This is a genomic window from Blautia faecis (genome assembly GCF_027662325.1).
Classification (GTDB): Bacteria; Bacillota; Clostridia; order Lachnospirales; family Lachnospiraceae; genus Blautia_A; species Blautia_A faecis.
In genome coordinates this window covers 21,254-45,087 of sequence record NZ_JAQDKY010000032.1, presented here as the reverse complement: position 1 = coordinate 45,087, position 23,834 = coordinate 21,254, and the positions used below count along the sequence as shown (strand labels likewise).

Annotated in this window: 14 protein-coding genes; all 14 read right to left on the bottom strand. The window is 43.7% G+C overall.

The window, feature by feature from the left end; translation table 11 throughout:
* Window positions 1-9 precede the first annotated feature (9 nt).
* Window positions 10-1,851 (bottom strand): hypothetical protein, encoded by a 1,842-nt coding sequence (locus PGQ38_RS14085; RefSeq protein WP_270432275.1) that lies wholly within the window; start codon window positions 1,849-1,851, stop codon window positions 10-12.
* Window positions 1,852-3,249 carry a DUF4430 domain-containing protein gene (locus PGQ38_RS14080; protein ID WP_204454513.1) on the bottom strand — a complete coding sequence of 466 codons (1,398 nt, stop codon included), beginning with the start codon at window positions 3,247-3,249 and terminating at the stop codon, window positions 1,852-1,854. It lies immediately after the preceding gene.
* Between the two features lie 18 nt (window positions 3,250-3,267).
* A complete protein-coding gene (locus tag PGQ38_RS14075) occupies window positions 3,268-5,601 on the bottom strand; it encodes a transglutaminase TgpA family protein (protein WP_226855064.1) in 2,334 nt (777 codons plus the stop codon).
* The gene (locus tag PGQ38_RS14070; protein WP_270432272.1) at window positions 5,526-6,692 is read right to left on the bottom strand and encodes a DUF58 domain-containing protein; all 1,167 of its coding nucleotides are present in this window, start codon (window positions 6,690-6,692) and stop codon (window positions 5,526-5,528) included. The genes PGQ38_RS14075 and PGQ38_RS14070 overlap by 76 nt, the downstream gene beginning before the upstream one ends.
* Window positions 6,689-7,627, bottom strand: a complete 939-nt coding sequence (locus PGQ38_RS14065; RefSeq protein WP_270432271.1) for an AAA family ATPase — start codon at window positions 7,625-7,627, stop codon at window positions 6,689-6,691. The genes PGQ38_RS14070 and PGQ38_RS14065 overlap by 4 nt, the downstream gene beginning before the upstream one ends.
* 52 nt (window positions 7,628-7,679) lie before the next feature.
* Window positions 7,680-8,657, bottom strand: a complete 978-nt coding sequence (locus tag PGQ38_RS14060; protein WP_204454520.1) for a prenyltransferase/squalene oxidase repeat-containing protein — start codon at window positions 8,655-8,657, stop codon at window positions 7,680-7,682.
* A 52-nt stretch (window positions 8,658-8,709) separates the two neighbouring features.
* Window positions 8,710-9,618 carry an ECF transporter S component gene (locus PGQ38_RS14055; protein WP_226855066.1) on the bottom strand — a complete coding sequence of 303 codons (909 nt, stop codon included), beginning with the start codon at window positions 9,616-9,618 and terminating at the stop codon, window positions 8,710-8,712.
* Window positions 9,597-11,357, bottom strand: coding sequence for an ABC transporter ATP-binding protein (locus tag PGQ38_RS14050; protein ID WP_204454522.1), 1,761 nt, complete (start codon window positions 11,355-11,357; stop codon window positions 9,597-9,599). Before PGQ38_RS14050 ends, PGQ38_RS14055 begins: the two co-directional genes overlap by 22 nt.
* Window positions 11,354-12,394 (bottom strand): energy-coupling factor transporter transmembrane component T, encoded by a 1,041-nt coding sequence (locus PGQ38_RS14045; RefSeq protein ID WP_270432264.1) that lies wholly within the window; start codon window positions 12,392-12,394, stop codon window positions 11,354-11,356. Before PGQ38_RS14045 ends, PGQ38_RS14050 begins: the two co-directional genes overlap by 4 nt.
* Entirely contained in the window at window positions 12,387-13,271 is an 885-nt protein-coding gene (locus PGQ38_RS14040; RefSeq protein WP_177968197.1) for a leucine-rich repeat domain-containing protein, read from the bottom strand. Before PGQ38_RS14040 ends, PGQ38_RS14045 begins: the two co-directional genes overlap by 8 nt.
* Before the next feature lie 336 nt (window positions 13,272-13,607).
* Window positions 13,608-14,129, bottom strand: a complete 522-nt coding sequence (locus PGQ38_RS14035; RefSeq protein WP_270432262.1) for a DUF4430 domain-containing protein — start codon at window positions 14,127-14,129, stop codon at window positions 13,608-13,610.
* A gap of 163 nt (window positions 14,130-14,292) precedes the next feature.
* On the bottom strand, window positions 14,293-15,903 hold the full coding sequence (locus tag PGQ38_RS14030) for a hypothetical protein (RefSeq protein WP_270432259.1): 1,611 nt from the start codon (window positions 15,901-15,903) through the stop codon (window positions 14,293-14,295).
* Window positions 15,904-16,174: 271 nt separating this feature from the next.
* Window positions 16,175-21,415: an Ig-like domain-containing protein gene (locus PGQ38_RS14025; RefSeq protein WP_195700025.1), complete on the bottom strand. Its 5,241-nt coding sequence runs from the start codon at window positions 21,413-21,415 to the stop codon at window positions 16,175-16,177.
* A 67-nt stretch (window positions 21,416-21,482) separates the two neighbouring features.
* Window positions 21,483-23,834 carry a leucine-rich repeat protein gene (locus PGQ38_RS14020; RefSeq protein WP_195700026.1) on the bottom strand — a complete coding sequence of 784 codons (2,352 nt, stop codon included), beginning with the start codon at window positions 23,832-23,834 and terminating at the stop codon, window positions 21,483-21,485.

Sequence of the window (23,834 nt, the reverse complement as noted above, 5' to 3'; positions counted from 1 at the left end):
TTTCTTTGCTTACGCCGTTATTTTTGGCTTTTTATTGTTTCTCTTTTTAAACCGTTTCTTCGCCGTTACAAAAAAGACGGCAAAACCAGTTTCCAATACTGCAATCACCAGAAGAAATTTTGTTGCAAGACTTGCTTTTTTGATTCCTCTTGTTACACTTCCCGCAAAAGATTCCTCCTGAGCTTGGTTCTTTCCAGTTGTATTTGTAACTGTGGTTTTGGTTTCTTCTGTAAAACGGTCTGATACCTCACTTTTTTCTTCCACCACCGGGGAAGGAGTGACTTTTTCCACCACCTTTTCCCCTGCTATGGTATAACCGGGCTTTAAATCTTTTGCATATTTCTTCCCTGTCCGGTCTGTCCACTTCGGGGACTCATTTTTTTTGGTGTCAGCTGTCTTCATATTTCCAAACAAAGAAGTCTGTTTCTCCCCCTGGAGCTTTAAGGAAGCCTTAATCTCCCCAGTGGTTTTCTCCCCCTCTTTGCCTCCAGCTTTGCTTCCCTCCACCTGTTTTAAATTGGATAAGGAACCCTCGCCGTTTTGTCCTGGGATAGTGGCCTGGGACTTATTTCCGCCATGGTCGGAGCCATGTACCAGGTTTCCAGGGGTACCGGCTGTTTTTATATCCGGGATCCCCATGACTAAAGAATCACTTACATTTCCCGCTGCATCCTTTACCACGATCACCAGGTCTTTTTCCCCGGAGGATAATCCAGTCAGGGTAATGGTATTGGTTCCGGCTAATACTTCTGTTCCTTTCCCACTTGTATCTAGGGCGGGTACCTTTGCCCCTGCCTCAATCACCTGGTAATAACAGGTTCCCTTTTCGGAAGTTTTATAGACAGCAGAAGCAGTGTCCGTGGAGATACGGCTGGCACTGATTTTTTTTAGTACCGGAGCTGTCGTATCGGTAAGTTTCAGGGTAATATAATAGTCTCTGGTTGTCCCGTCCTCTGCTTTTACCTCCAGGCGGACCTTCGCCTCTTTTTCCTGGTCGGCAAAAAAGATCTTCCAGTAGAGGCGGTCTTTGTTGTCTTTCGTTCCCGTGATGGTCTCATCTTTTTCTACAGTTCCTGCCTTGATACCGCTGATGGCATAAACCTTAACAGAAGCTTTTTCATCCTCCACTTCTGGCCAGATGTTCAGGCTCTGCCGTTCGCCATCGTAGGAAGCCTCAAATTTTTCCTTATCTGGAGCCAGATCCGGGCTTAATTTTAAGATCCCTTTTCCGTACTTGTCGGAACTGGAAACATACAAGCCCTTTAAGGCTGTGTTGCCGCTAAGAAGGGTGATAGTATATTCCGTCACCGCAGGATCTGCCGTGATCTTCTGGTAGAATTCCTGGTACCCTTCTTTACGGACATAAAGTTCATACGCCTGTCCCTGTAAAAGAGAATACCGTCCATTTTCTTCTGCGGAAACCGGGTTTCCCTCTGCATCCAGGATCACCACACTGGCATCTCCCGGCTCAATTTGAAGTCCCACGCTCACCAAAGCCGGGGTTGGAGTCGCAGTCGGCTGTGGAATCTCGGTTGGAGCCGGAGTTTCTGTTGGTGCCGTAGTTGGCTCCGGAACCGGTGTTGCAGTCGGCTCTTGTGGAGTCTCAGTTGGAGCTGGTGCCTGTGTAGGCTCTGGCTCCACGGTCGGCTGTGGTGCCACAGTGGGCTCTGGCTCCATGGTCGGCTGTGGTTCCTCACTTGGAGCAGGCTCCGGCTGTTCCGGTTCCGAAGGCTCTTCTGGTCCTCCTTCTTCGCTTTGTATCATCACTTCTTGCTGTGCATGTATCTCATAAGGAACACTTCCAGCAATCAGAGCTGCCGTTAGGGTTCCCATTACCAATCTTTTTTTCATTTACCAGTCCCCCCATGTCTCGCCGTTTACTCCGCCGCCTACGTCGGCACCGGAATAAAGGGAAAATCGAAGCCTTACCTCATCCCCGTCCGCCGGGAAATAGGAAGACATTCCAACACTCATGTATTCACCGTTCACGGAATACAGCCAGCCAGAGTCCATGGTAAAATCAAACTCTCCAAGCCAGTTGGAATCGTGGTCGGATAACTGACAGTTCACTTCCTGCAAGTGCGCCATCAGGTCATCCGGAATAGCTGCATTTGCGGAAATGCCGCCCCTTCCGATTGCTTTTAAGTAAAAGCCGCTGGTGGCATCCCCATTGTTGCGCCAATCAAAACCTGTATTTTGTAATAGCCGCAGCAGAACCGAAGATAACTGTTCTCCCTGGTAATATTCGATGGACGTTGCCGGAAGAATGGTTCCAAGTCCTACCGTACCCGCTTCAATGCTGATGGTGATAGAGCCTGCCACCTGTGGTCCTGCATCTTCGCCCTTATATAAGGTAAACGCAGGAAGTGTGGTGGTATATCCCTCTTCATCGGTTGCCTTGATTTCTATGGTGTTGGCACCCTCTGCCAGTTCCAGGCGATAAGCCAAAATGCCTTCCGCCGGCTGTCCCTGACAGCTCAGCTGCTGTCCGTTTCCAGTTACAGAAACAGACGCTGCACCCAGGCTGTTTCCATAGTGATCGGTTGCCTGGATGTAAAAGGTACGATAAGAAGCATTGACTGTCTCCCCATCGGTGAGGTCTGTAGCGATCTTCGGGTAGTTATCTTCTACCGGTTCCTCTGGACTTTCCGTAGGGGCAGGTGTCGCAGTGATCTGCGGCTCTTCCGGTGCCGGGGTAACGGGTGGCAGATCCTCATCCGGAGTCTGCGCTCCGTCCTGGTTCCGGTTATCATCAGTATCTGGGGTTTCTGAGGGCTGCTCGGAATTGTCGGGATCATCCTGGTTATCATATTCTATCTTATTGCTTTGATTCTCTTGATTTTGGTCAGTATTGTTATTATTTTCTGGCGGCGTTTCTGTCACAGTTGCCTGTGGGGTGGGCGTTACGCTTTCCTCCGGCTTAGGCGTTGGTGTCACCGTCTGGGGTACCGGTTCCTTTGTCGGCTCCGGTGTGATCGTAGGAGTCGGTGTCTCTTCCGGAAGAAGCTGTGCCTGTTCCTGTTGCTCTTCCGCTTCCTCGCCGTTTCCATCTGTCTTAGATCCTGCATAGGCAAAACCGGTTCCCAGATACCCTTTTAAGGAGCTGTCTGCACTGATTCCCTGCACCGGGTTTGGTACTGCCTCGGACTCACTTTTTAATACGCCCTGTGCAAAAACGACAGCAGCCAGAAAAAGCACTGCCACAGGAATGAGCGCTGCCAGTATTTTTCTTTTCTTTTTTTCTTTCATAAACAGCCTCCTTTCCTGTCAATAAAGTCTTTCAATGTATTTCATGATCCATCTGTCATACCAGCTTGCAGATGCTTTTAATTCCTTTTTTAAATGCCGGATACAGCTTGCCGTATCATGGCGTTCGGAGGCCGATACCGGATGGGGGCTAAACGCTGCCTTTTGTCCAATCTTTCTTACTCTTTCATAGAGTAATGTGGTCTCATCTGAATACTGTGTGCCATGCTCGTATAACGCTCTGGCATAACCAGCCATCGCCCGGACTGCCAGTTTGGTGTCCTGGGAGGTAAAGCACTTTCTTCTCTTTCGGTTCGTAAACGCTCTTAAGAATATCACCGTCAGGATAAACAGAAACATAAACGTATCAAATACGATCAAAAACAGAAGAAGGAATTTTTCGATTCCAAACAATGCCAGCTTCAGGCTGAAATTGGTACGGATGTTCTCTTCCACTGGAGGCTGTGATTCTGTCTCCGGGATCGAAGCCGCCAGTTTTCCTTTGGCTTCCAGACCGGTTTTTAAGTTGGCTTCCTCCATGACCCCGTAATAGGAAGGTGTCATTTCAAGAGGGATCCAGCCAAGCCCGTCCACATAGATCTCCGTCCAGGCATGTCCGTTGGTGCCTGGGATTTCAATGGTGTCCCCAGCCTGTTTTCCTTTTATATCCTGTGGGGTAATTAAGTACCCTTCTACATAACGTGCCGGAATGCCATAGTAGCGGAACATCAGAGCCGCTACTGTCGCAAAATGAACACTGTGTCCGATCTTGGAGGTGGTTAAAAAATTCTCTATAAAATCCCCGTCTTCTGAAAATACATCGGTCTGGGAGCTGTAGGTCATGTTCTTTTCCAGATAGGAACGAATCCTGGTGATGGCCGTATAGTAATCGGTATGTCCCTCGTCACGGTTTCCGCCGTCTCCAAGTTCCTTTTGAAACAGGGTTTTTAAGGACGCTGGAAGAGCGGTATCTTTCTGATAAACAAAGGTATTGTAATAACTCTCCTGGCTTCGGTAGGAACTGACGGCATCCGCGCCGCCATCCCCTGCATTATTTCCAGCGGTCAATGTCTGATAGACCTTTGCCCCAAGGGTGGTAAAATCACTTACCAGATTTCCAAGGGAGGAAATGCGGTAGGTTCTTTCTCCAAACAGTCCTCTGGCGTACAGGGTGCTGTCCGCCTGGGCGTTTTCGCCTGTGTAGCCGTCTGGCAGACCTGAGAGCTCATACGGGGTATAAAGGTATTTACTGCTTGCCGTTTTATTATTTATCGAAATGATTCCTTTTTCACTGGAGAGGGAATCGTCCTGGATCAGATTTCTTGCATTTAGAAGCTGGGTTTCTCCATAAAAGCCCTCCTGGTGAAGCCAGTAATACAAGTCTTTTTCTTCATAGGCCTCTTCCGTGGAAATCTCCGTCCAGGAAGAGCCGTCATAAACGCTTCCCACAAAACCACGCAGATACAAAGAAGCCGGGTGCTCCATGGTAATTTCAAGTGCCGTATCCGATGACGCACTCCAGGCTCCGATCTGCTTTAACTTTCCATCTGGAAGGGAATTTGCCCCCTGCCCTTTGTAGCGGAGCCTGGAAAGTCCACTTAATGCCTCTTCTTTGGCATTTGCCACAAGCTGGGAGTCCTGGTACTCATTCTTTGGCACCAGGCTTTGAAGAAACATGCCCCCGAAAACGGAGACCAGAAGAAGACCAAATGCCCCGGCAATAAAAGCGGCCACGTCGGCAGCGTTACCTAAGTTTCCCCCTTTATTTTTCGTCATGTAGTTTAATTCTAACAGGGTTCCAGCGTAAAAGCCAAGACAAAGCCTGGTATCTGGAAGCAGTTCTGTTTTTACCAGAACCACCGGAAGGACTGCCGCAAAAAGAAGGAGCAGCACATACCACCGAAGCTTCAGGATTAAGAAGCCAAACAGCCCACAGGCAATGCCAAGGAAAATAAGAACTGCCAGCTCCCCATTTGCTTTTCCAGAATCCTTCAGCTGGTAGATGGTAAGGTAGATCCCTGCTTTTTTCCCAAGAACTTCTGCAAGCTGGTTCCAGAGTGAAAGAAATCCGTTTAAAAGCATGCCAGAGAACGCAAACAGGCAGATCCCGGCAGCTGCACTTAACGAGAAAACCGCAGCAACCAAATGTTCCCGAAGCCTGAAAAGAACGGCACAGAGAAGGGCGGTCACAGTGACGCTCACCAAAAAAGGAATCCCATTCACAGACGGAATCAGGGTATGCAAAAGCGCAAAGGTACCAACGCCATTTACCAGAAAAATCAGGAAACTTTCCAGCAGGATACCGGGCAGGTATCTTCTATGTTTTTCTTCTTGTCTTGTGATCCATACTTCCATGTGATGGTTTCTCCTTTATCTGCTGTGGTTCCACAGCTTACAACGGTTACCTCGCCCCGGGTTCGAAGCCTTCTAAGGTCTTCTTCCTCTGGTGCGCCCGTAATATAAATATAATTTGCAAATCTTTGTTGTCCCGGAGTGTGAAGATATTCTGTGATGGTGCAGGGCTTTTCCCCCTCGCCTCCGTGGCGGAGGAATAAATAGAGAATATTTTCATAATCCTCGCGGATGCGTATTTTTTCAATGTAAAAATGTCCGGTGCTGTGGTCAAACACGCCTGCCTGACAGGAAATGCCCTGTTCCATAAAACTATTTAAAACTGCGGCAAACACTTCACCAAGCGTCTGTGCTACGGCTGGAGCTTTTTCCTTTAAATAGGGCTCTGCCAGGATCAGGACCGTATCATCCACCGGGAAACTTCTCTGGCGGATCATCATTTTATCTAACTTGCCGGTCAACTTCCAGTGGATCTGACGAATGCTGTCCCCCTCCTGGTATTCCCGGATATCAAAGGTCTCCCCCGGATCATCCCCAGGACGGGCTCCCGAATAGCGGAAGCTCTCCATGTCAAAGCCCTCTTTTGTGAGAAACTGAAAATCTTCCTTTTGCTCACAGGGCATCACCACCGTACAAGCGGACAGCCCCGCCTTCCTCTTTTGCCCTGCCAGACCAAAGAAATCATAGGAGCGCCAGGTGTGTAAGGTGGCGTAAATACTGCCGCACCACTGGCTTTTTCCCTGGAAGTCAATGGCTTTTTTCCCTCTTCCTTTAAGGGAAAACGAAAACGGAAGCTCCATCTGCTCCCCAGTAAAATGATTTTCCAGATGCAGGCTGCCTTTTCCAAGAAATACCGGAAGGACAGACTCATTTGCAATCTGAAGCTTTCCTTTCCAGATCCCATCCTGTTCCGCAGCTTTGGGGAGCTTTAGCTTCATAGTGATCTTTTTTCCGCAAAAGAAACCAAGCAGCAAAAACGCCACTACCGCAAGGGCGGACAAAAGCAAAAGGACGGCATATACCCAGACTCCGGTAAAAACCGCAGCCAGGGCAAGCAGTATAAACCATATAAGTAGTAAAATCCTGTTTTTCATGCTCCCTCTACCTTCGGCGCCGGTGTATCTTTTAAAATTTCTTCCAGAATGTCCTTCGCACTCTGCTCCTGGTATCTCGCCCTGGAATCTAGGATCATGCGGTGTGCGGTTACATCTGTGAATACTCTTTTTACATCTTCCGGAATCACATAATCCCGTTCTTCCATGAAGGCTGCCGCCTTTGTCATACGGCATAAAGCCAGGGTTCCACGGGGGCTAAGACCAAGTGTGATCATCGGATGGTTTCTGGTTGCCTCTGCAAGGGTTGCAATATAGTTCAGGATGGAATCTGCCATATATACTTTTTGTACCTGATCCTGAAGCATAACAACTTCTTCTTTGGTAATAACTGCTTTCGCGTTCTCCAACGGATTTTTTGTCTGCCGGTCCCGAAGCAGCTCTACCAGGTTTTCGTGATCCGGGTAGCCCATGGAAAGGCTTATCATAAATCGGTCTAACTGGGATTCCGGCAGCATCTGGGTTCCGGAAGAGCCGGTAGGGTTCTCTGTAGCAATGACTACAAAGGGCTGCGGAACCGGATGTGTCTCGTTATCTACCGTTACCTTTCCCTCTTCCATGACTTCCAGAAGGGCTGCCTGGGTTTTGCTGGAGGTACGGTTGATCTCGTCCGCCAGAAGCATGTTGCACATCACCGCGCCTGGGCGGTAGATGAATCTGCCCGTCTGTTTTTCGTACATGGTAAATCCGGTTACATCGGAAGGAACTACATCCGGCGTAAACTGGATCCGGTTAAAATCCATTCCCATAAGACGGCAAAGTGCCAAAGCTGTGGTTGTCTTTCCAACACCAGGAACGTCTTCCAAAAGCACATGTCCTCTTGCCAGCACTGCCATGATAATCTTATCCGTAACTTCTTTTTTTCCTTTTATAATGGTTCCAAGCTCCTTCTGAAGCTGTGTGATCTTATCTGCCATTTCTTTCCTCCTGCCCTTTTTACTGGCTGATCCAGGTTCTTTTTCTTATGTGTCAATTGGTATCGCTCATATCATAAAAACTGGTTTTGCCATTTAAAAACCGGCTGTATGCCGCCATTGCACAAAACGCCTGGTCGGTAGCCATGGGATCGCTGTCCCCGTCTAATAAATGGGAAAAGCTTCCATCTTTTTTATAATACTCCATCAGGTTGTCGTAAAGCCCTTTTTCCTTTTTCTGGAAACGTGCATCCTTGTTGCAGTCGATCCCATACGTGCTAAGCGCAAGGATTACCTGGGAAACGGACTCAGAGCTTTTATCCCCATACGCCTCATAACCGCCATCCTCTGCCTGCGCATCTGCTAAAAATTCCACGCCCCTGTCAATGATGGCACTGATTTCTTCCTCTGTGGCATAGGGCTCTAAACACTGTAAGGTCATGGCAGTCAGATCCACATCTGCGGTATCAGAACTGTCATCTAAGGAAAAGCCGCCGGATGGCTTTTCCTGCTGCACAATGTAGGTCAGATACTTTTGTTCCAGTTCCCCGTCTATATCCGAGCGGTCTGCATTTAAGGCAAGAAGGGCATACACGGCTCCATTTAATCCCTGTGCGGTTACAGTCTCAAAATCTTCCAGAGGCTTTCCAAGGTCATACCCGCCAATATCGGAAGGATCGATCCCGATGGCCTTACAAGCCAGGACAGCCCTTGCATACTCGGTATAGCGGTTTTCACTTAATACCCCTTCCTGTTCCTTGACACGCTTTTCTAAGTTTGCCCTGTATTTTTCGTAATAACCATCTATTGCCTCTTCCCCGGAGCGCGCCAGTGCGATCACCGTCCACTCACCGCCGAGGGAATCGGAAGCTGGGGAGGGAATACTTGTCTGTTCATAGGAAGCAGTTTTCTTTAATGCTTCCTCTAAGGACGGAGTACCGCCTCCACACCCGGATAACAGGCTGCTGGCAGCTGCCGCCGCCAGTATTCCGGCAAGATAGCATTCCTTCCTTTTCATTTTGGGATTTAACATTTTTCGTTTCTCCTTCTTTTAAAAATCAAATTCCACTTACATCTATTTTCTATTACCGGTTCTCTGATTCCTGTATCAGCCCATATTTCACCTTGATCCGCTCCAGCTTTTCCAGAAGCGGGCGGCTAAGCAACCACAGGAAGATCACGGTGGAGGCTGCATGTACCAGATCCACAGGCGCACCTGAAATGTAATAAGCGATCAGGCTGCTTTTTGTAATGTACCCGTAGGACATCAGGATGCTGGCAGGATTCATAATACCGCCATAAATTAAAAACACGCTCAAAAATCCATAGATACAAAGATCGAACTTCCTGGCTTTTAAAATCCCCTTCTGGTACAGGATTCCTGCCAGAAATCCGATCATACCAAAGGCAAACATCTGCCAGGGTGTCCAGGGGCCCTGCCCCATAAACATGTTGGAGATCAGCATGGTAAGACTGCCAACTAAAAATCCAGCCTCCCCGCCAAAGGAAATCCCGGTTAAGATCACGATAGCAGCCACAGGCTTGAAGCTTGGCACCATGAAAAAGGCGGCGCGTCCTGCTACGCCAATGGCAGCTAATACCGAAATCACCATGATCTCCCTTGCCTTTGGCTTCCTGCCCTCAAACATCATAAAAAAGGGAAGCATGGCAGCCACTACCACGATCAGGCTGCAGAGCAGGTATTTTCGCCCTCCCCATATCTTCACAGAGAAGAATAGAAGGATCGGTACCACGATCAGCATGACCGCAAATGCAAACCAGGTGCGGCGGCTTACCTTTCCCTGGCGTTCCATCTGGCGGATAATTATTCCGTCGGACGGAAGGGTGTATTCTTCCAGTTCTTCAGAAGGAACTTCTTTTCGATGGAAAGGATTTTGTTTTTCAGAGTTCTTTAAACATGCAGCACCCGAAGCTGATTCTTCTTCCCCAAAGAATTCATCCAGAAATTTATCTAACTGGGATTCGTCAAGCATGACACCACATCCTTTCCGGTAACTGCCTCTGGAAACAGCCCTCTTGCCATACGGTTTGCAGCAGTGGTATAAAAGTTATTTCCAGCGAAAAAATCTCTTGTCTTTTTACTTGTCACCACATTTCCCTCAAAAAACAGGCCAGTCGTGTCCGCATACTCGGCTACAAATTCCACGTCATGGGAAATCATAAAAATCGTCATTCCATGGGATTGCAGCTTCTTTAAGATGCTCCCAAGCTCTTCTTTATATTCCGCATCCATTCCCTTGGTCGGTTCATCCATAAGAAGGATCTTCGGGCGAAGAAGAAGCACTTTTGCAAGGGCAAGCCGCTGCTGTTCCCCGCCGCTTAAATCATAGGGATGGCGTTCAAGCAGTCCCTCCAAATGGGTAAGGCTTACAATCCCCTCAATGGCTTTTTCCTTTTTCATGGAAATGGGGTACTCGTTAGACGGCTTCTCTTTTCTTCCGCCGATCACGCTATAGAGGTCTTCTAGTACGGTCTTTTTTAAAAAGATGCTCTGGGGATTCTGCGGCATAACGCCTAGATACCCACAGTATAACTCCTGGTCGGAAAAAGAACGAAGATCTTTTCCATCCAGGTAGATTCTGCCGCTATACGGCTGGTGTACTCGTCCAAGTAAGGATAAGGTGGTACTCTTTCCGGTTCCGTTTCCCCCTACCAGGGCATAGAATTCTCCTTTTTTTACTTCCAGGGACAGATCCTGAATGACATCGGGGCTGTCCTTTTCATATCGGAACCAGACATCCTTCATCTGGATGGCTGGGGGCGTATTTTCTTTCTGGCGCTTTATATGCCCGAAAAAACCTGCCGTTTCGTTTTCGTTTTTCTCCCCTTGTTTTTCCAGCCTTTGGTTTGCCTGCTGGATTTTCTCTTTTTTTATTCCTTTTTCTTTTATATATTCCCGGATCCACTGCCTGCCCTCACTTACGGTAAGGGGACAGGTAAGGGCGCTGTCTGTCCCTGCATAGATCTGCATGGGAACTGGCATGGATAAAAACATGCCGTGGTGCTGTTCCTTTAATTTGGTTCCAATCTCCCGGGGTGTCCCTTCCATAAACAGGGTACCCTCATCCATGACAAACACCTGGTCGGCATACGGAATGATATCCTGCAGGCGGTGTTCGGTGAGCAGTACAGTAGTCCCAATATCACGATTAATCTTCTTCACGGTCTCCAAAAAATCGGAGGCTGCAATGGGATCCAGCTGGGAGGTTGGCTCGTCCAGGATCAGTAAGGATGGGTGCATGGCCATCACGGAAGCCAGGTTCAAAAGCTGTTTTTGTCCGCCTGACAATTCCGATACATTTTTATAAAACCACTTCTGAATGCCAAAATAACTTGCCATCTCTGCCACCCGAAGGCGGATGGTGGCATTGTCATACCCAAGGCTTTCCAGTCCAAACGCCAGCTCATGCCACAACTTATCGGTCACGATCTGGTTGTCCGGATTTTGCATCACAAACCCGATTTCCTGGCTCTGGGTGCGGTGGTCGGTATCCCTAAGCGGAATATTCCGGTAGAGGATCTCCCCCTCTTTTTCTCCAGCTGGTGCAAGCACGCTTTTTAACTGGCGAAGCAGGGTGCTTTTTCCACAACCGCTCCTTCCCATGATAACATTTAAGGTTCCTTCTTTTATATTCAGGTTTACATGTTCCAGAACTTTTCTGGAACTTTCCGGATAGGAAAACCCGAAATCCTTTATTTCTACAAGATTCATCTGTCTGTTCCTTCCTGTTCCAGAGTCTGGTAAATTTTTTGATACGTCATTTCAAGGTCTGCCGTTTCTTTTCTCCGGCTATAAGAAAAGCGGATGGTTTCCGTCACATCCAACAGCACCGGAAGGAAACAAAAAGCTGCAAAACAAAGATAGGTAAGCATCGCAAGTAACGGAGAAACCGCCACTGGTGCCGCGTATCCCTGGATGGTAAAGCCAGCTAACAGGATCCTTGGATCATAACTTGCATAGGCAGCCCCTTTGATACAGCCCCCTGTAAATATAGCAGACAGTCCGATCATCATTCCCAGGACATACTTATCTTTTCTTGTAAAATGGTAAATGGAAAACGCAGTCCTTCCCTTCAGACCATATCCCCTGCTTCGCATGGAATCAGAGGTCTCAATGGCGTTTTCCAGCGCCCAGGTAACCAGGATGGAGAGCATGTTAAGCCCATGGCGGATACGCGCAAAAAGGCTTCCTTCTGATACATCCCGTCCCATGGCTTTCTGCCCGCTTCGGATTACTTTTAACTGTGCAGTAAACCTTGGCACAAACCGAAGCGCCATGGATAAGATCAGGGAAAGCGCCGGAATGATCCGCCCAAACAGATAGATAAATTTATCCGTTGTCATCACTTTATTGTAACAAGAAAACCACTGGATGACTACGAACATCACAGCGCCAAGCACCACACCGTACACAAGTGCTTCCAGGGTGATCCAGTTGCCGCTGCTTTTTACATAATACAGCATGGTAACCCCGTAATGATTAAACATGGGATTTAATAGTGCCACAATGAGAAGACCTGGCAGAGTAAGAAGAAAGCTTTGTTTCAGAGTCTTTTCCCATCCGTTTAATAAAAACGAATAGGAAAATGCTCCAATATAAGAGATCCCGATGAACACCGGGTGTTGATTGAACATGGTAAAAAAAAGTACCACTGTAAAATAGAAAAAATTCAAAAAAGGATGACAGGCAGAAAAGGTATCCATTACCGTAAGGTTTGCACACGTTCTGTTGTTTTTTTCTTTATTCATTGACAACGCTTTCGGCACCGATATACTCCCTCTTCAGTTCATACTCATCACAATAGGCATCCATCTTGCTGCCTTTATAACAGCGAATGGTACAGCTCTTATTAACGATCCACGGACCGACATACTCCGGATCGTGACGGATTTCCACACTTTCCAGCCGGTTGCAGCCATGGAATACCCAGCGTTCGATCACATCCACACTCTCCGGGATCACAACATGTTTTAAGTTGTTGCATTTGAAAAAGGCACTATCGCCAAGTTCTACTAAACCTTCCGGAAGGTTTAATTCCTCAAGGCCTGTAAACCGAAACGCCTCTGCCTCGATTACCTTCAAGGTATCTGGGAAAATTACCTTTTTTAACTCCTTGCACCGAAAGAACGCTTTACTTCCAATCACTTCAACGTGGTCTGGCAGCACCAGTCTTTTTAGCTTGGAACAGGAATCAAATGCTCCCTCCTGAATTTCCCGGCACTCTGAGTCTTTTGCAAACACGGCTCTTAATAGATTGGTACAATCACGGTAAGCTTTTGGTCCTAAGGTTTTTAAAGACGCTGGAAAATGGACTGCACGCAGGCTGTGATTTTCTGAAAACGCCCGCCGTTTAATTTCCTTCATTGTCTTAGGAAGAACAACTTCCTTTCGGATCTGGCACTGGAAAAAGGCTTCCCGTCCAATGATCTTACAATTTGGCGGGAGAATGACTTCCCGCATCCGTCCATCTGCCCGAAAACAGCCATCGTCAATGTAGATATATTTTTCCGGGATCTCCTTCCTTGTAACATCCCCCTTTAACATTTTTGCCTGCTGTGCTGTAAATGTCCGGCTGTCATACCGCAACATACTCCAGCGCATTTCTTCATCTTTATAAACACGCATTCTTTTCTTTCCTCCGCTTTTTAGGGTAACAAAAACAGAGCCCCATTACTTCGATGAGCCTCCGTCCTTTACGACAAGTGGAATATGCTGACTTAAAATGCGCTGTTATGTACCGCTGATTTCATACAGTGATTATGGTTCCGGAATCGCACCGAATTTTCCTAAATCAGCCTTATCTGGCTGAACCATGTCTGGTTATTTGATTTTTCGTTCTCTGATATTTCTACCTATATCAAATATTAGTATTATAGCATTTGAAATGGCATCTGTCAAATTTTGGCAATCTATGAATCTTTTTGCAGGATCAGTGGTTTAGAACCGGTTGGGCTTACCCGGCTATTTTTCGTCTCCCTGATAGGGATTTCCCACATCGTTTCCAAGGTCGCAGGTGTACACCCACAAGATCACATCCCCGTCTTTTGGCTTGTACGCAGATGCCCCATAATTTGGAAATGTCCCATTGACACTATACATCCAGCCAGAATTTTTTCCGCAGTCCAGCTCATAGAGCTGGTTGATTCCTTCCACATAGTAGCTGTTATATAATGGGGTGTATTTCGAAGAAATCTGAATCCCCTTTTCCCCACAGATAGTTTTTAAAATATCAAAGACACTCTCCCCTGTGGTAAATGAGACCGTTGTCTTTTTTAGGATCTGTCCATCCTTCGGGACAAACTCTTTTTTGGTTTCCTTTAACTCCTCCATGTGATCCAGGATCGTCTCACAGGAGATCTCGATCGTACAGGTCGCAGTCTCCCCGGAAGAGGACTCTCCCCCACAGCCAGTAAACACGCTGCCACATAGAAGCAGTAACAGACTTAATAACAAGGTCAACCACTTTTTTCGTTTTGGATTCATACGCTTTCCTTTCTTTTTATTCTTTCTCTACAGGTATTGTAGCATTGTTTTTGGGGACTGTCATCTGGAATCAAAGGAACGATCAGCCACCAACGGAAGTTAATTTTATGCCTTAATCCTGTTTCCCTACAAACACACACGCTTACACAGACACTAAGTAGATTTAATCTTTTGGCTTCTGCTCCATTAATTTGTCAACTTCTGCTTCTATTGCATCCGGATCAATTCCGACTTTTTTCAAAGTATCGTGTTTTGCCTCATTCGCCTGCTTAACAAACGCACTGTATTTTTCATACCAGTTCAACGGAACGGGCTTATATTTATGGCTTTTACCCCTCTCATTCAAAAGCCTATATAATAACTGTACCATTCCTTCATACTGTAAAGACTCCGAATAATGATTTACCGTTATATCTTTTACAGATCCGTCCAGTACCTGTACTTTCTCAACAGTCGTAGTAAACAGAGGATCCTCGTTCCATATGGATTGATAAAATTCATCCGATTGAATGATTTTCTTAAATTCACAATCTTTGTCAGAAAGCTGGTACCATTGAATAACATCATCAAACTCACCTTTTAAATATCGTTCAAGCAAGCCACAATATTCTTCATTATTTAGGAAACTGAAGTAATAATTTAATCTACTTGCCAGAGTTTCCAACTCAGCTGTACTGACATCATTTAAAAACGCCATAAATTTCTTGTAGTCCTGTTCCTCTGAATCAATTACTTTCAAAACCCAGTTAAGGTCCATCAGGATCTCACAGGCGAGCTTTGTATCCACTTCGATTATGTCTCCATGTGCAATATGATTTCTAATCTGTGGAAAATCATATGCGAAATAAGCATATTCCCACAGTTCCTTTTTCTTATTTATCTCTTTTACTATATTGTTTAAATCAGTTTTCTTTGAATTATCTTTTAGTACAGATCTCAATAAAACTTTAAAAAGTCCTTCAATTTGTGGGGTAATCAAATACACAAAAAGAAAATATTCACCTTTTTTGAATAATTCAATTGCTGTAGATATAATTTTCCATCTATCGTTTACATATATATTTTCCCTAACAATTTTCAAAACATTTTCTGCAATATGTAAATTCATAACATCGTTCATTAAAGCTCTTGCATATTCATCTGCATGTTCTTCTTTCAACAACAGCCTGTTTTCAAATTCCCTTCCCGGCAGTTCCGATAAAAGAATCTTGTCCACTTCGTCCATAAGTGAATTTTCCTCCCAAGCCATATATATCGGAAACAGAAATTTAAAAAATGAGGGCCAACATAAAACATCACAATTTTCCCATGCTGCTTTTATTAAAAATCTGTTATCTTTTTCCTTCAGAGCTTTTAATTTGTCTTTATTTCTGTTCTTTAAATATACAGTTTTATTATCTTTCTTCTGCTCTCTATTTCCACCTATTTGTTGTAATTTTTCCTCGAATTTTCTTTGATTATCCTGTAACGTTCTTTCATTCATTTCCTTAGCCGCTTTCAGCTTCAGATATTCTTTTGCCACATCACTATTATGTTCAAAATGTAAAACAAAGTAATATGTATAATCACTCCTTTTTAATGTTCTATCATGTTTGCTTTTTTCTTCGTATTGTCTTAAATAGTATTCGGTTTCTTCTTTTCCCCACGTTCTTGCAAATCGCCAAAAAGCAGTTATTAGAGAACGCCTACTAAGCAGTTTTTCCGGACATTTACTCTCACTGGCTTCATTTATGATTTTAGTTTTAAAATCCCAAACCATCTTTTCTGGTTCCATGTAAATTTCCTCTCTTTCTCTACCCAAAATATATGAGCGGCTTCTTTTCCCTCCGCACAAATTAAATTCATAACCTAGCAGTATAAAAAAGTGATAATGTGTTTGCATTTCTATTATATTCATGCAATAACAAAACTTTACATTTTCCCATATTTTAAGACATTTTTTTCTTTGCGGCAATTCCAATGTGAGGATGAACTCTGTGTTTTCCTATAAAAAGATCCACCAACACCAGATAATCTCTGTCCGGCATTGGTGGATGTTCCGATTGCTATTTCACTGTTACTTTTATTTTCTTTGTAACCTTTCCAGATTTCACTGTGACCGTTGCGGTACCTTTTTTCTTGGCTTTTATCACACCCTTTTTCGTAACGGTTGCCACTTTCTTATTTGAAGTGGTGTAGGTCACCTTCTCCTGGGAGGTGATTGGCGCAACCACAGGCTTTAAGGTAAGGCTTTTGCCCTTTTTCAGGGTGAGCTTCGTCTTTAATCCGGTAATCTTAGTCGTTTTTACTTTCGCGCTTTGTACTTTCACCTTCAGGGTTGCTTTTTTGCCACTCTTTAAGGTGATGGTAATCTTCGCGCTTCCAGTTTTCTTACCAGCCTTGATCTTGCCGTTTTTATCCACGGTCACAATCTTCTTGTTGCTGGAAGTCCAGGACTTCACGGAATCGCCATTTGCAAGACCAGTAACCTTTACTTTCGTTGTAGTCTGCTTCTTCTGAAGCTTGATGGAGGTTACATTTAACTTCATGGTTGCGACGAGCTTGCTTCCGTTATCACGGCTCTGTTTCGCACCGCAGATGGAGCAGATTCCCTCCTGTTTCTCTGGTGAAAAAACAGTCGCTTTGGAAATGACCGTCCAGGTGAAGTTATGGGCGTGAGTAAGCATCGGGATCACTTCCGTCTTGGTTGCCCCGCATACAGTACAGGTATAAACCTTCTCCCCGGCAGCGGTGTAGGTGGCCTTTTTAGTGATGGTTCCAGTATCATAAGAATGCTGACTGGTTTTTGGAATAACTTCTGTCTTTGTATAGCCACACACCAGACAGGTATATTCCATCTGGCCTTCTGACTTACAGGTGGCTGCGGTTACTACCTTTCCATCTCCGTAGGTATGATTCTGATAACCGCCCTTTTTCGTATTATCGGTAATATCACAGGTTCCATAATCAGATTTGCATTCATGCCAATGGCCTTCTGCGTCGGAAGTCCAGCCTTCCACCCACTTATGGTCGTGCTCCTGTTTGTAATCATCGGTATAATGGAAGACAATTTCATCTCCATCTGTTAAAAACTGCTCACTGACACCAAGATCGGAATGGATTCCGTTTAAGGTGTACATCCAGCCGGAATTCTTTCCATTGGTGAACTCTCCAAGCTTTTCCCCATCTTTGGTGATAAAATCAATATAGTTGCCTTTGGGATTGCTGTATTCAAGCTGATTGTCTGCAAGCACTTTTTCCAGTACATCCAGTACCGTTGCGTTGCTGTCAGTATCTACACTGGTCTCCTGGATCCAGGTCTCCAGGTTTCCTGCCTTTAAGGTATGCACCTCACCGTCCGAATCACTGTCATGGGCCTTATCTCCAAGGAGCTTAAAGGAAACGGTGATCTTCTCTGCTTTTACCAAAACCTTCACCGTAATAGTTGTTTCAACAGCCCCATACTTTAACTGAAGCATCTGGCTACCCCTGGTCTGGGGATCATAACCGATCACTGTAATCTCTTCAAAAGATGGATTGGTCTTGCTTCCATCACTCCAGGTAACGGTAAAGATACCGCCGGAAAGATCCAATTCTTCTCCGATGTAATACTCTGTTTTGTAATCTCCGGTAAGGGTAAGTCCTGTCGGGTAAGCGCCAGCTCCATAAACCGGATAACGCTCTCCCTGCTCCCAGTTATGGTAATTGCCGCTGTTTAATCCATCCTTTACGGTGCCATCGGCGAATTCCCCGGCGGTTTTTGCAAAGCAGTAATCGCTCTGGTTAAACTCGTAGTCGATTCCATATTTGGAATCATTTTCTACGGTCAGGATGTTTTCTACTTCACCGATTCCCTGAGATGCCCCACAGGAATCCAAATAATAGTTGTTTGAAATCCCCTGGAATTTATCGAAGCTCTTTAAATATCCGACAATAGCCCCTACATTTGATTTTCCAGAAACAGTCCCGTAGAAGAAGTTGTTAGAAACGGATCCGCTTCCATTTCCCCAGCACTGCATGCAGCTTGGCTCCCCACCAAAGATTCCGCCAACGTTTGATACACCACTGATGGTTCCTGCTACATAACAGTTTTTCACGGAAGCAACCGGAGTATTCGGAGCAGAATCTGCCTCATAGCCGCTTCCAAGGATTCCTCCTACCCATTTGCCAGTAGCGTTTACCCTTCCAGTAAAGCTGCTGTTTTCAATGGTACAGGAACCCATAGATTGGCCTTTAGCACCTGCTAACCCTCCGGCTTTGTTTAATCCTCTTACAGTTGCTGAACTGCTACAGTTACGAATAATTCCATTAATTGTACCAGCAAAAGTTCCAATACTGGATTCCTGACCTGTATATCCGATCAGGACACCACTCTCTGCTTTGCAGTTTTCAATTACAATTGAGTTGGCTCCGGAAGCATATCCTCCAATCAGTCCTGCCTTTTTGGTACTCATGCCAGATTTTAACGTAACATTCCGAATCGTAACTGCATCCGGACATCCTGTATTATAGACACCATCAGGACCATAGTCAACCGTATAACGGTCAACCAGACCATATCCATTAATCTGTTCTCCCAAAAGATTGAGATTTTCAATCACTGCATCACGGACATAATTGAACAGCGGCTTTCCATTAGTCGCGACTGTGACCGTGTGACCTTCGCCATTTAAGATGCCAGAAAATGGCCAAATATATTTTCCATTCCCTGTGCTGGTATTTCCAGGTTGGATTGTACCAATTGGTTTCCAGTCTGACGGAAGATTGATATCTTCTTTTAAAGAAAAATAGCTTCCATAAAAATCAAATCCATCTACATTGACTTTCTTTTGCAAAGCTTCCAGATCAGACAGATTTTGAATTAGATAAGGAGACTCCTCAGTGCCATTTCCTTCCCACGGAAGTGGTTCATCCACTGCAGTCATAGCTGCAACATCAGAGCAGATTTCCTCACTATAAAACGAGTCAAACCAATTTTCCAGTCTTTTTGTTTTTACTTTACAGTAATAGTACATCGTGCCATCGTCTGGAATTGGTGGTATATAAGAATCTTTTGTAGCACCTGGAATCAAAGTTCCATTTTCGGAATTATTTTCAGTGTTTTTATACCATTGATATAAAGTGTCTTCTGTAAACCATTGCGATTTTTCCGTCTCTATTTTGAGCTGATAAGTTATCGGCTTACCTTTTACATATATAATACTTTCAGGTTGCTTTGTTATTACAGGGGAAGAAACAGTTTCCGGAAGTACTTCATACTGACCAAACGAACTCCATTCACTATATTTTTTTCCATTCAGTTCATAAGTAACTTCACAGCAATAACATTTTTCTGAACTAGCTTCATTTGTATCTACAGTATAAGTAGGTTCTGTAGCCCCTTCTATGATTTTACAAGCTGTTTTTGGATAATTCCATGCTCTAAAATACCGCTCTGTACTCTGTAAATAATACCATTGATAAGTAAATTTTCCCTCTCCATTGCCTGGCACTGACGCTTGCACACTTATCGTTAAAGGTGTATCTCCCAAATGTAATGTTTTTATATTAGTAAATGGTTCTTTAAATGTAACATCTGGAGTATAGTCAATTCCACTCTTTTTTATAATCAAAGAGTATTTGGCTGTTTCCTGACAATATACGTCGCTACCCTCAATAATTTCTATTGTCGCTATATACTCTTCTTTATTATCCCAATTTGGTACAATACAGTATTTGCCTAAATAATCCGGTTTAATTTCCTCTTTCTCCAACATTACTTTAAGAGAAGAGTTATATCCGTATGCTTCTAGTTCAAGATTAATATGTTCAATATTCTCTGGCATATTGACAATAAGTTCTTGGTTATCCAATGAATCTTCTAGATTGGACGGGATTTCGTGATTTTTTGGGTCAATAACTTTTATTTCTTTTAAATGATTACGATAACGAATTTCAAGATCGCAAGAATCAATAACATTGCCATTCTTACTTACTTCTATCCGTATTGATCGAATAGCCAAATTATATCCTTTTCCTTGATCCAATATAGCATCTTTAGAAATTGCCTGGCTTAAATATACATATTTATTTTGGATTAAGCTTACTCTATGTTCCGCTTGATCTCGCGGACTTGTATAAACAGCATAAACATGACAGTCATCACTCACTACATCTTTCATGCCTACATTAACATACATATCGGTTTTGTTAGTATGCGTATTTACATATGTCATTTCCGCTGGAACAATAAATGCCTGGCTTCCATCTAATACACTAAGAGCAATATCTTTTTCTTTTTCTTCCGTCTCAAAATGAAGTGTTACTGTATCTATGCAAGATTGTTTAACACTTTCATTTGGAATAACTGTTATATAGGAATAAGCTGCTGATATTAAAGTAGCTCTATCACCATCAGCAGTTTCTTCCATTTTCTCTGCCGTAATAAAATATGGTTTCTCCCGTGATTCCAATCCTGATATAGTTACTTTACCCTGTTCATCTGTAATTAAACCTTCTGCCTTTTCTCCGTCAATATAAATAGATGCGCTTTGGCAATTACTATAAATATGTGCATCACTTGTTTCTTTCAGCTGTAACGTTATATCCTGCCCTGCAAAAACCGTTTGTGTTTTCCTTGTAAAATATGCATAAGAATCCACACTTTTTCGTTTTTGAATAAAGAAACAAAGATCATCACCGTCATGAATCAATCTATTTAAAGAAGTTTGATAATTTGCGCTATCATTGTTTAATACCGATTTTATAAACGGAACAGCATCGCGATTAATTCCCCATAATTTGTAAATAAGCCCATAATATAAACCACTATCATCTGCATGATAATCATATCCCGCTTCAGAACCACCTGGATAATATAAGTCGTGCGCTAGTTTTAGGGCATCATCCATAGTGTAAGACGCCTTGCCACTAAGCAATACGGTACGGCCAGCCATAGGCTTACCGTCTTTGTCATTTAAAAATTTACCGTCTTTGCTTACACTCACAGTAACCTGAATTTCCTGTGTCTCTGTATCTTCAGACAGACTGGTTTCATCACTAAAGGAAGCAATATCTGCCTCTGACAACTCTTCTGAATCAGTAAAACTATCACCTTCTGATTCTTCTATATTTTCATCACTATAAAAATCAGTGTTTTCTTCCTCTTCATTATAATCAGCGTCTTCATTCTCTACAGAATCTACAGATATAGAAATATCATTCTCACTGATCCAACCTTCTGCGAATACGTCGGTTGGAATTTGCAGTACCAATAAAAAAACAAGCAGCCAGCTGGCTATTTTTTTCCATAGTCCTATTTTTTTCATTTTTTTCAGCCACTCCTTCTAAAAAAGGCTCCCCTTCCTCACGGAAGAAGAGCCTTGATCCTAATACTTATTTTACCCGAACAGTAACTTTTACTGATTTGGAACCAGATTTAATTGTGATCTTTGCTGTTCCTTTTTTCTTTCCAGTTACAACGCCCTTAGTGGAAACCGTTGCCACTTTCTTATTGGAACTTGTGTAAGTAACCTTCTGTTTGGAGGTAAATGGAGTTACCACTGGTTTCAGGGTAACTTTTTTGCCCTTCTTAACTGTTACTTTTGTATTTGCTACAGTAACCTTTGTAGTCTTTACAGCAGCTTTCTGCACTTTCACAGTTACAGTCTTTTTCAGGCCGCTTGCAAGAGTGATCTGAAGTTTTGCAGTACCAGCCTTCTTTGCTGTAAGCTTGCAGGTACCGTTTGCACTTCCCTTTACAGTAAAGATCTTAGTATTGGTGGATTTCCATGTCTTTACGGAATCCCCCTTTGCAAGACCAGTAACTTTAAGACCCGATGTGGACTGCTTTATTTTCAGTTTTAATGTAGAAGCATTTACAGTGGCTGTCGCTTTTAAAGCAGTTCCTACTGTCTTTGTCTCCTTTTCTCCACAAGTCTCGCAGATTCTCTCCTGCTGCTCTGGTACGAAAACAGTTGCGTCAGCAGCTACTTTCCAGTCACCAAACTTATGTCCAGTTGCTTTGATTGCTTCTGTTTCAGTTGCATCACATCTGCTGCAGGTTTTGGTAATCACGCCATCAGCTGTACAAGTAGCTTCCTTGGTAACTTTAGATGTAAAATCATGTCCAAGTGTTGGAATTTTCTGCTCATCTGTTTTCGCATCACATCTGGAGCAATGCTTGCTCTGCTTACCGTCAGTTGTGCAAGTAGCTTTCACATCTACGGTATAGTCTTTCGCAAAATCATGACCAAGTGCCTGAATTTCCTCTGTTACAACGTCGTTGCATCTGCTACAAGTCTTAGTAAGAATTCCTTTCTCTGTGCAGGTTGCTTCTTTTGTTACTTTGGAAACATAATCATGTCCGAGAGCTTTAATTTCCTGGGTATCATTTTTCGCATCGCAGCCTTCTCTTGTACAATGTTTACTCTTGGAGCCAGGCTCTGTGCAGGTTGCTTCCTGATCCACCACATAATCCTCTGACCAGTTGTGTCCATTCACAGTGTCTACAGGAAGTACGTTTTCATCGTCTGCATATGAATAATGATCACCGCATACTTCGCAAACACCAACCTCTTTCAATCCTGTTTCGGTACAAGTAGCAACTTTAGGTTCTACACTATCTGCCTTGCAATGAATTTGAACATTCTCAGAAACTGATGCGCTGATTGCTAGATTTTTCCACTGTTCTCTGCTTCCAACATAACAAATTGCTGTCAAATCATTACAATTAGAGAATGCATCTTCAGCAACATTTATTTCTGCATTGCCGAATGAAATCTTTTTCACCGATGATCCTAAGAATGCATAAGAACTAATATCTTTTACATTTGGCAGACTAATTGTTTCTAATTTTGTTCCTTGAAATGCTGTTTTACCGATAGATTCAACTCCATCAAAATTAAAAGAGGATAGTGCAGTTCTTTGAAATGCATTTGCTGGAATATTCACTAATTTACTCGCATAATGAATATCAGCTAAAGAATTACAATCTGAAAATATTCCATCTGATAATTCAGAATCACCAATGGAAACTGATGATAAATTCTTGCAATTATAAAAAGCATTGCTTCCAAGAATAACACCATCTAAAGGAATTGTAACGTCAGTAAATCCAGTGCCAGCAAACGCAACATCACCAATTGATTTTATATTATTAAAATCAAACTTCACTAATTTAGTGTCATTCTGAAATGCTCCGAAACCGATTTCAGAAAGTGTTGACGGCACATCAACCTCTGTTAAGTTTTCAAATAACTTATTTCCGCCTTTGCAAAAATTATTCTTGCCAATAGCTGTTATTCCTTCACCGATAACGATTTTCGTTACGTTCTGTGCACTTGTCTGTAGCTTGCCACGACACCACATTGCTCCAGCAACAGATCCCCAATCTGGTAATTTTCCTTCTGTTGCACCCTCCGTTAGCCTAAAATATAATGTTGTCCCATCATATTTAAACTCGATTGGTACCCCATTTTTTACTATTGTATATCCTGTATCAGCTTCATCAGCAAATATTTCAGCCTGTTCAGTCTCTCCACATTCTTCAGAATCAACGAAATTATAGTCATCATTTTCATCATCTATAATATCATAATTTTCATCCCAAAAAGAGTCCTCATCTTCTGATACAAATGTCTCATCTTCTTCAAAACTACTAAATGTAGCTTCTGCTGCACTTACTGGACTATATGCAGATAAGGCTAAGCAAGTAGAAAGAATGAAAAAAAATTGTTTACGTTTCAT

Excerpts from the sequence above, each read along its gene's own strand:
- PGQ38_RS14085 (WP_270432275.1), bottom strand. The coding sequence starts at position 1,851 with ATGAAAAAAAGATTGGTAATGGGAACCCTAACGGCAGCTCTGATTGCT.
- PGQ38_RS14080 (WP_204454513.1), bottom strand. The coding sequence starts at position 3,249 with ATGAAAGAAAAAAAGAAAAGAAAAATACTGGCAGCGCTCATTCCTGTG.
- PGQ38_RS14075 (WP_226855064.1), bottom strand. The coding sequence starts at position 5,601 with ATGGAAGTATGGATCACAAGACAAGAAGAAAAACATAGAAGATACCTG.
- PGQ38_RS14070 (WP_270432272.1), bottom strand. The coding sequence starts at position 6,692 with ATGAAAAACAGGATTTTACTACTTATATGGTTTATACTGCTTGCCCTG.
- PGQ38_RS14065 (WP_270432271.1), bottom strand. The coding sequence starts at position 7,627 with ATGGCAGATAAGATCACACAGCTTCAGAAGGAGCTTGGAACCATTATA.
- PGQ38_RS14060 (WP_204454520.1), bottom strand. The coding sequence starts at position 8,657 with ATGTTAAATCCCAAAATGAAAAGGAAGGAATGCTATCTTGCCGGAATA.
- PGQ38_RS14055 (WP_226855066.1), bottom strand. The coding sequence starts at position 9,618 with ATGCTTGACGAATCCCAGTTAGATAAATTTCTGGATGAATTCTTTGGG.
- PGQ38_RS14050 (WP_204454522.1), bottom strand. The coding sequence starts at position 11,357 with ATGAATCTTGTAGAAATAAAGGATTTCGGGTTTTCCTATCCGGAAAGT.
- PGQ38_RS14045 (WP_270432264.1), bottom strand. The coding sequence starts at position 12,394 with ATGAATAAAGAAAAAAACAACAGAACGTGTGCAAACCTTACGGTAATG.
- PGQ38_RS14040 (WP_177968197.1), bottom strand. The coding sequence starts at position 13,271 with ATGCGTGTTTATAAAGATGAAGAAATGCGCTGGAGTATGTTGCGGTAT.
- PGQ38_RS14035 (WP_270432262.1), bottom strand. The coding sequence starts at position 14,129 with ATGAATCCAAAACGAAAAAAGTGGTTGACCTTGTTATTAAGTCTGTTA.
- PGQ38_RS14030 (WP_270432259.1), bottom strand. The coding sequence starts at position 15,903 with ATGGAACCAGAAAAGATGGTTTGGGATTTTAAAACTAAAATCATAAAT.
- PGQ38_RS14025 (WP_195700025.1), bottom strand. The coding sequence starts at position 21,415 with ATGAAAAAAATAGGACTATGGAAAAAAATAGCCAGCTGGCTGCTTGTT.
- PGQ38_RS14020 (WP_195700026.1), bottom strand. The coding sequence starts at position 23,834 with ATGAAACGTAAACAATTTTTTTTCATTCTTTCTACTTGCTTAGCCTTA.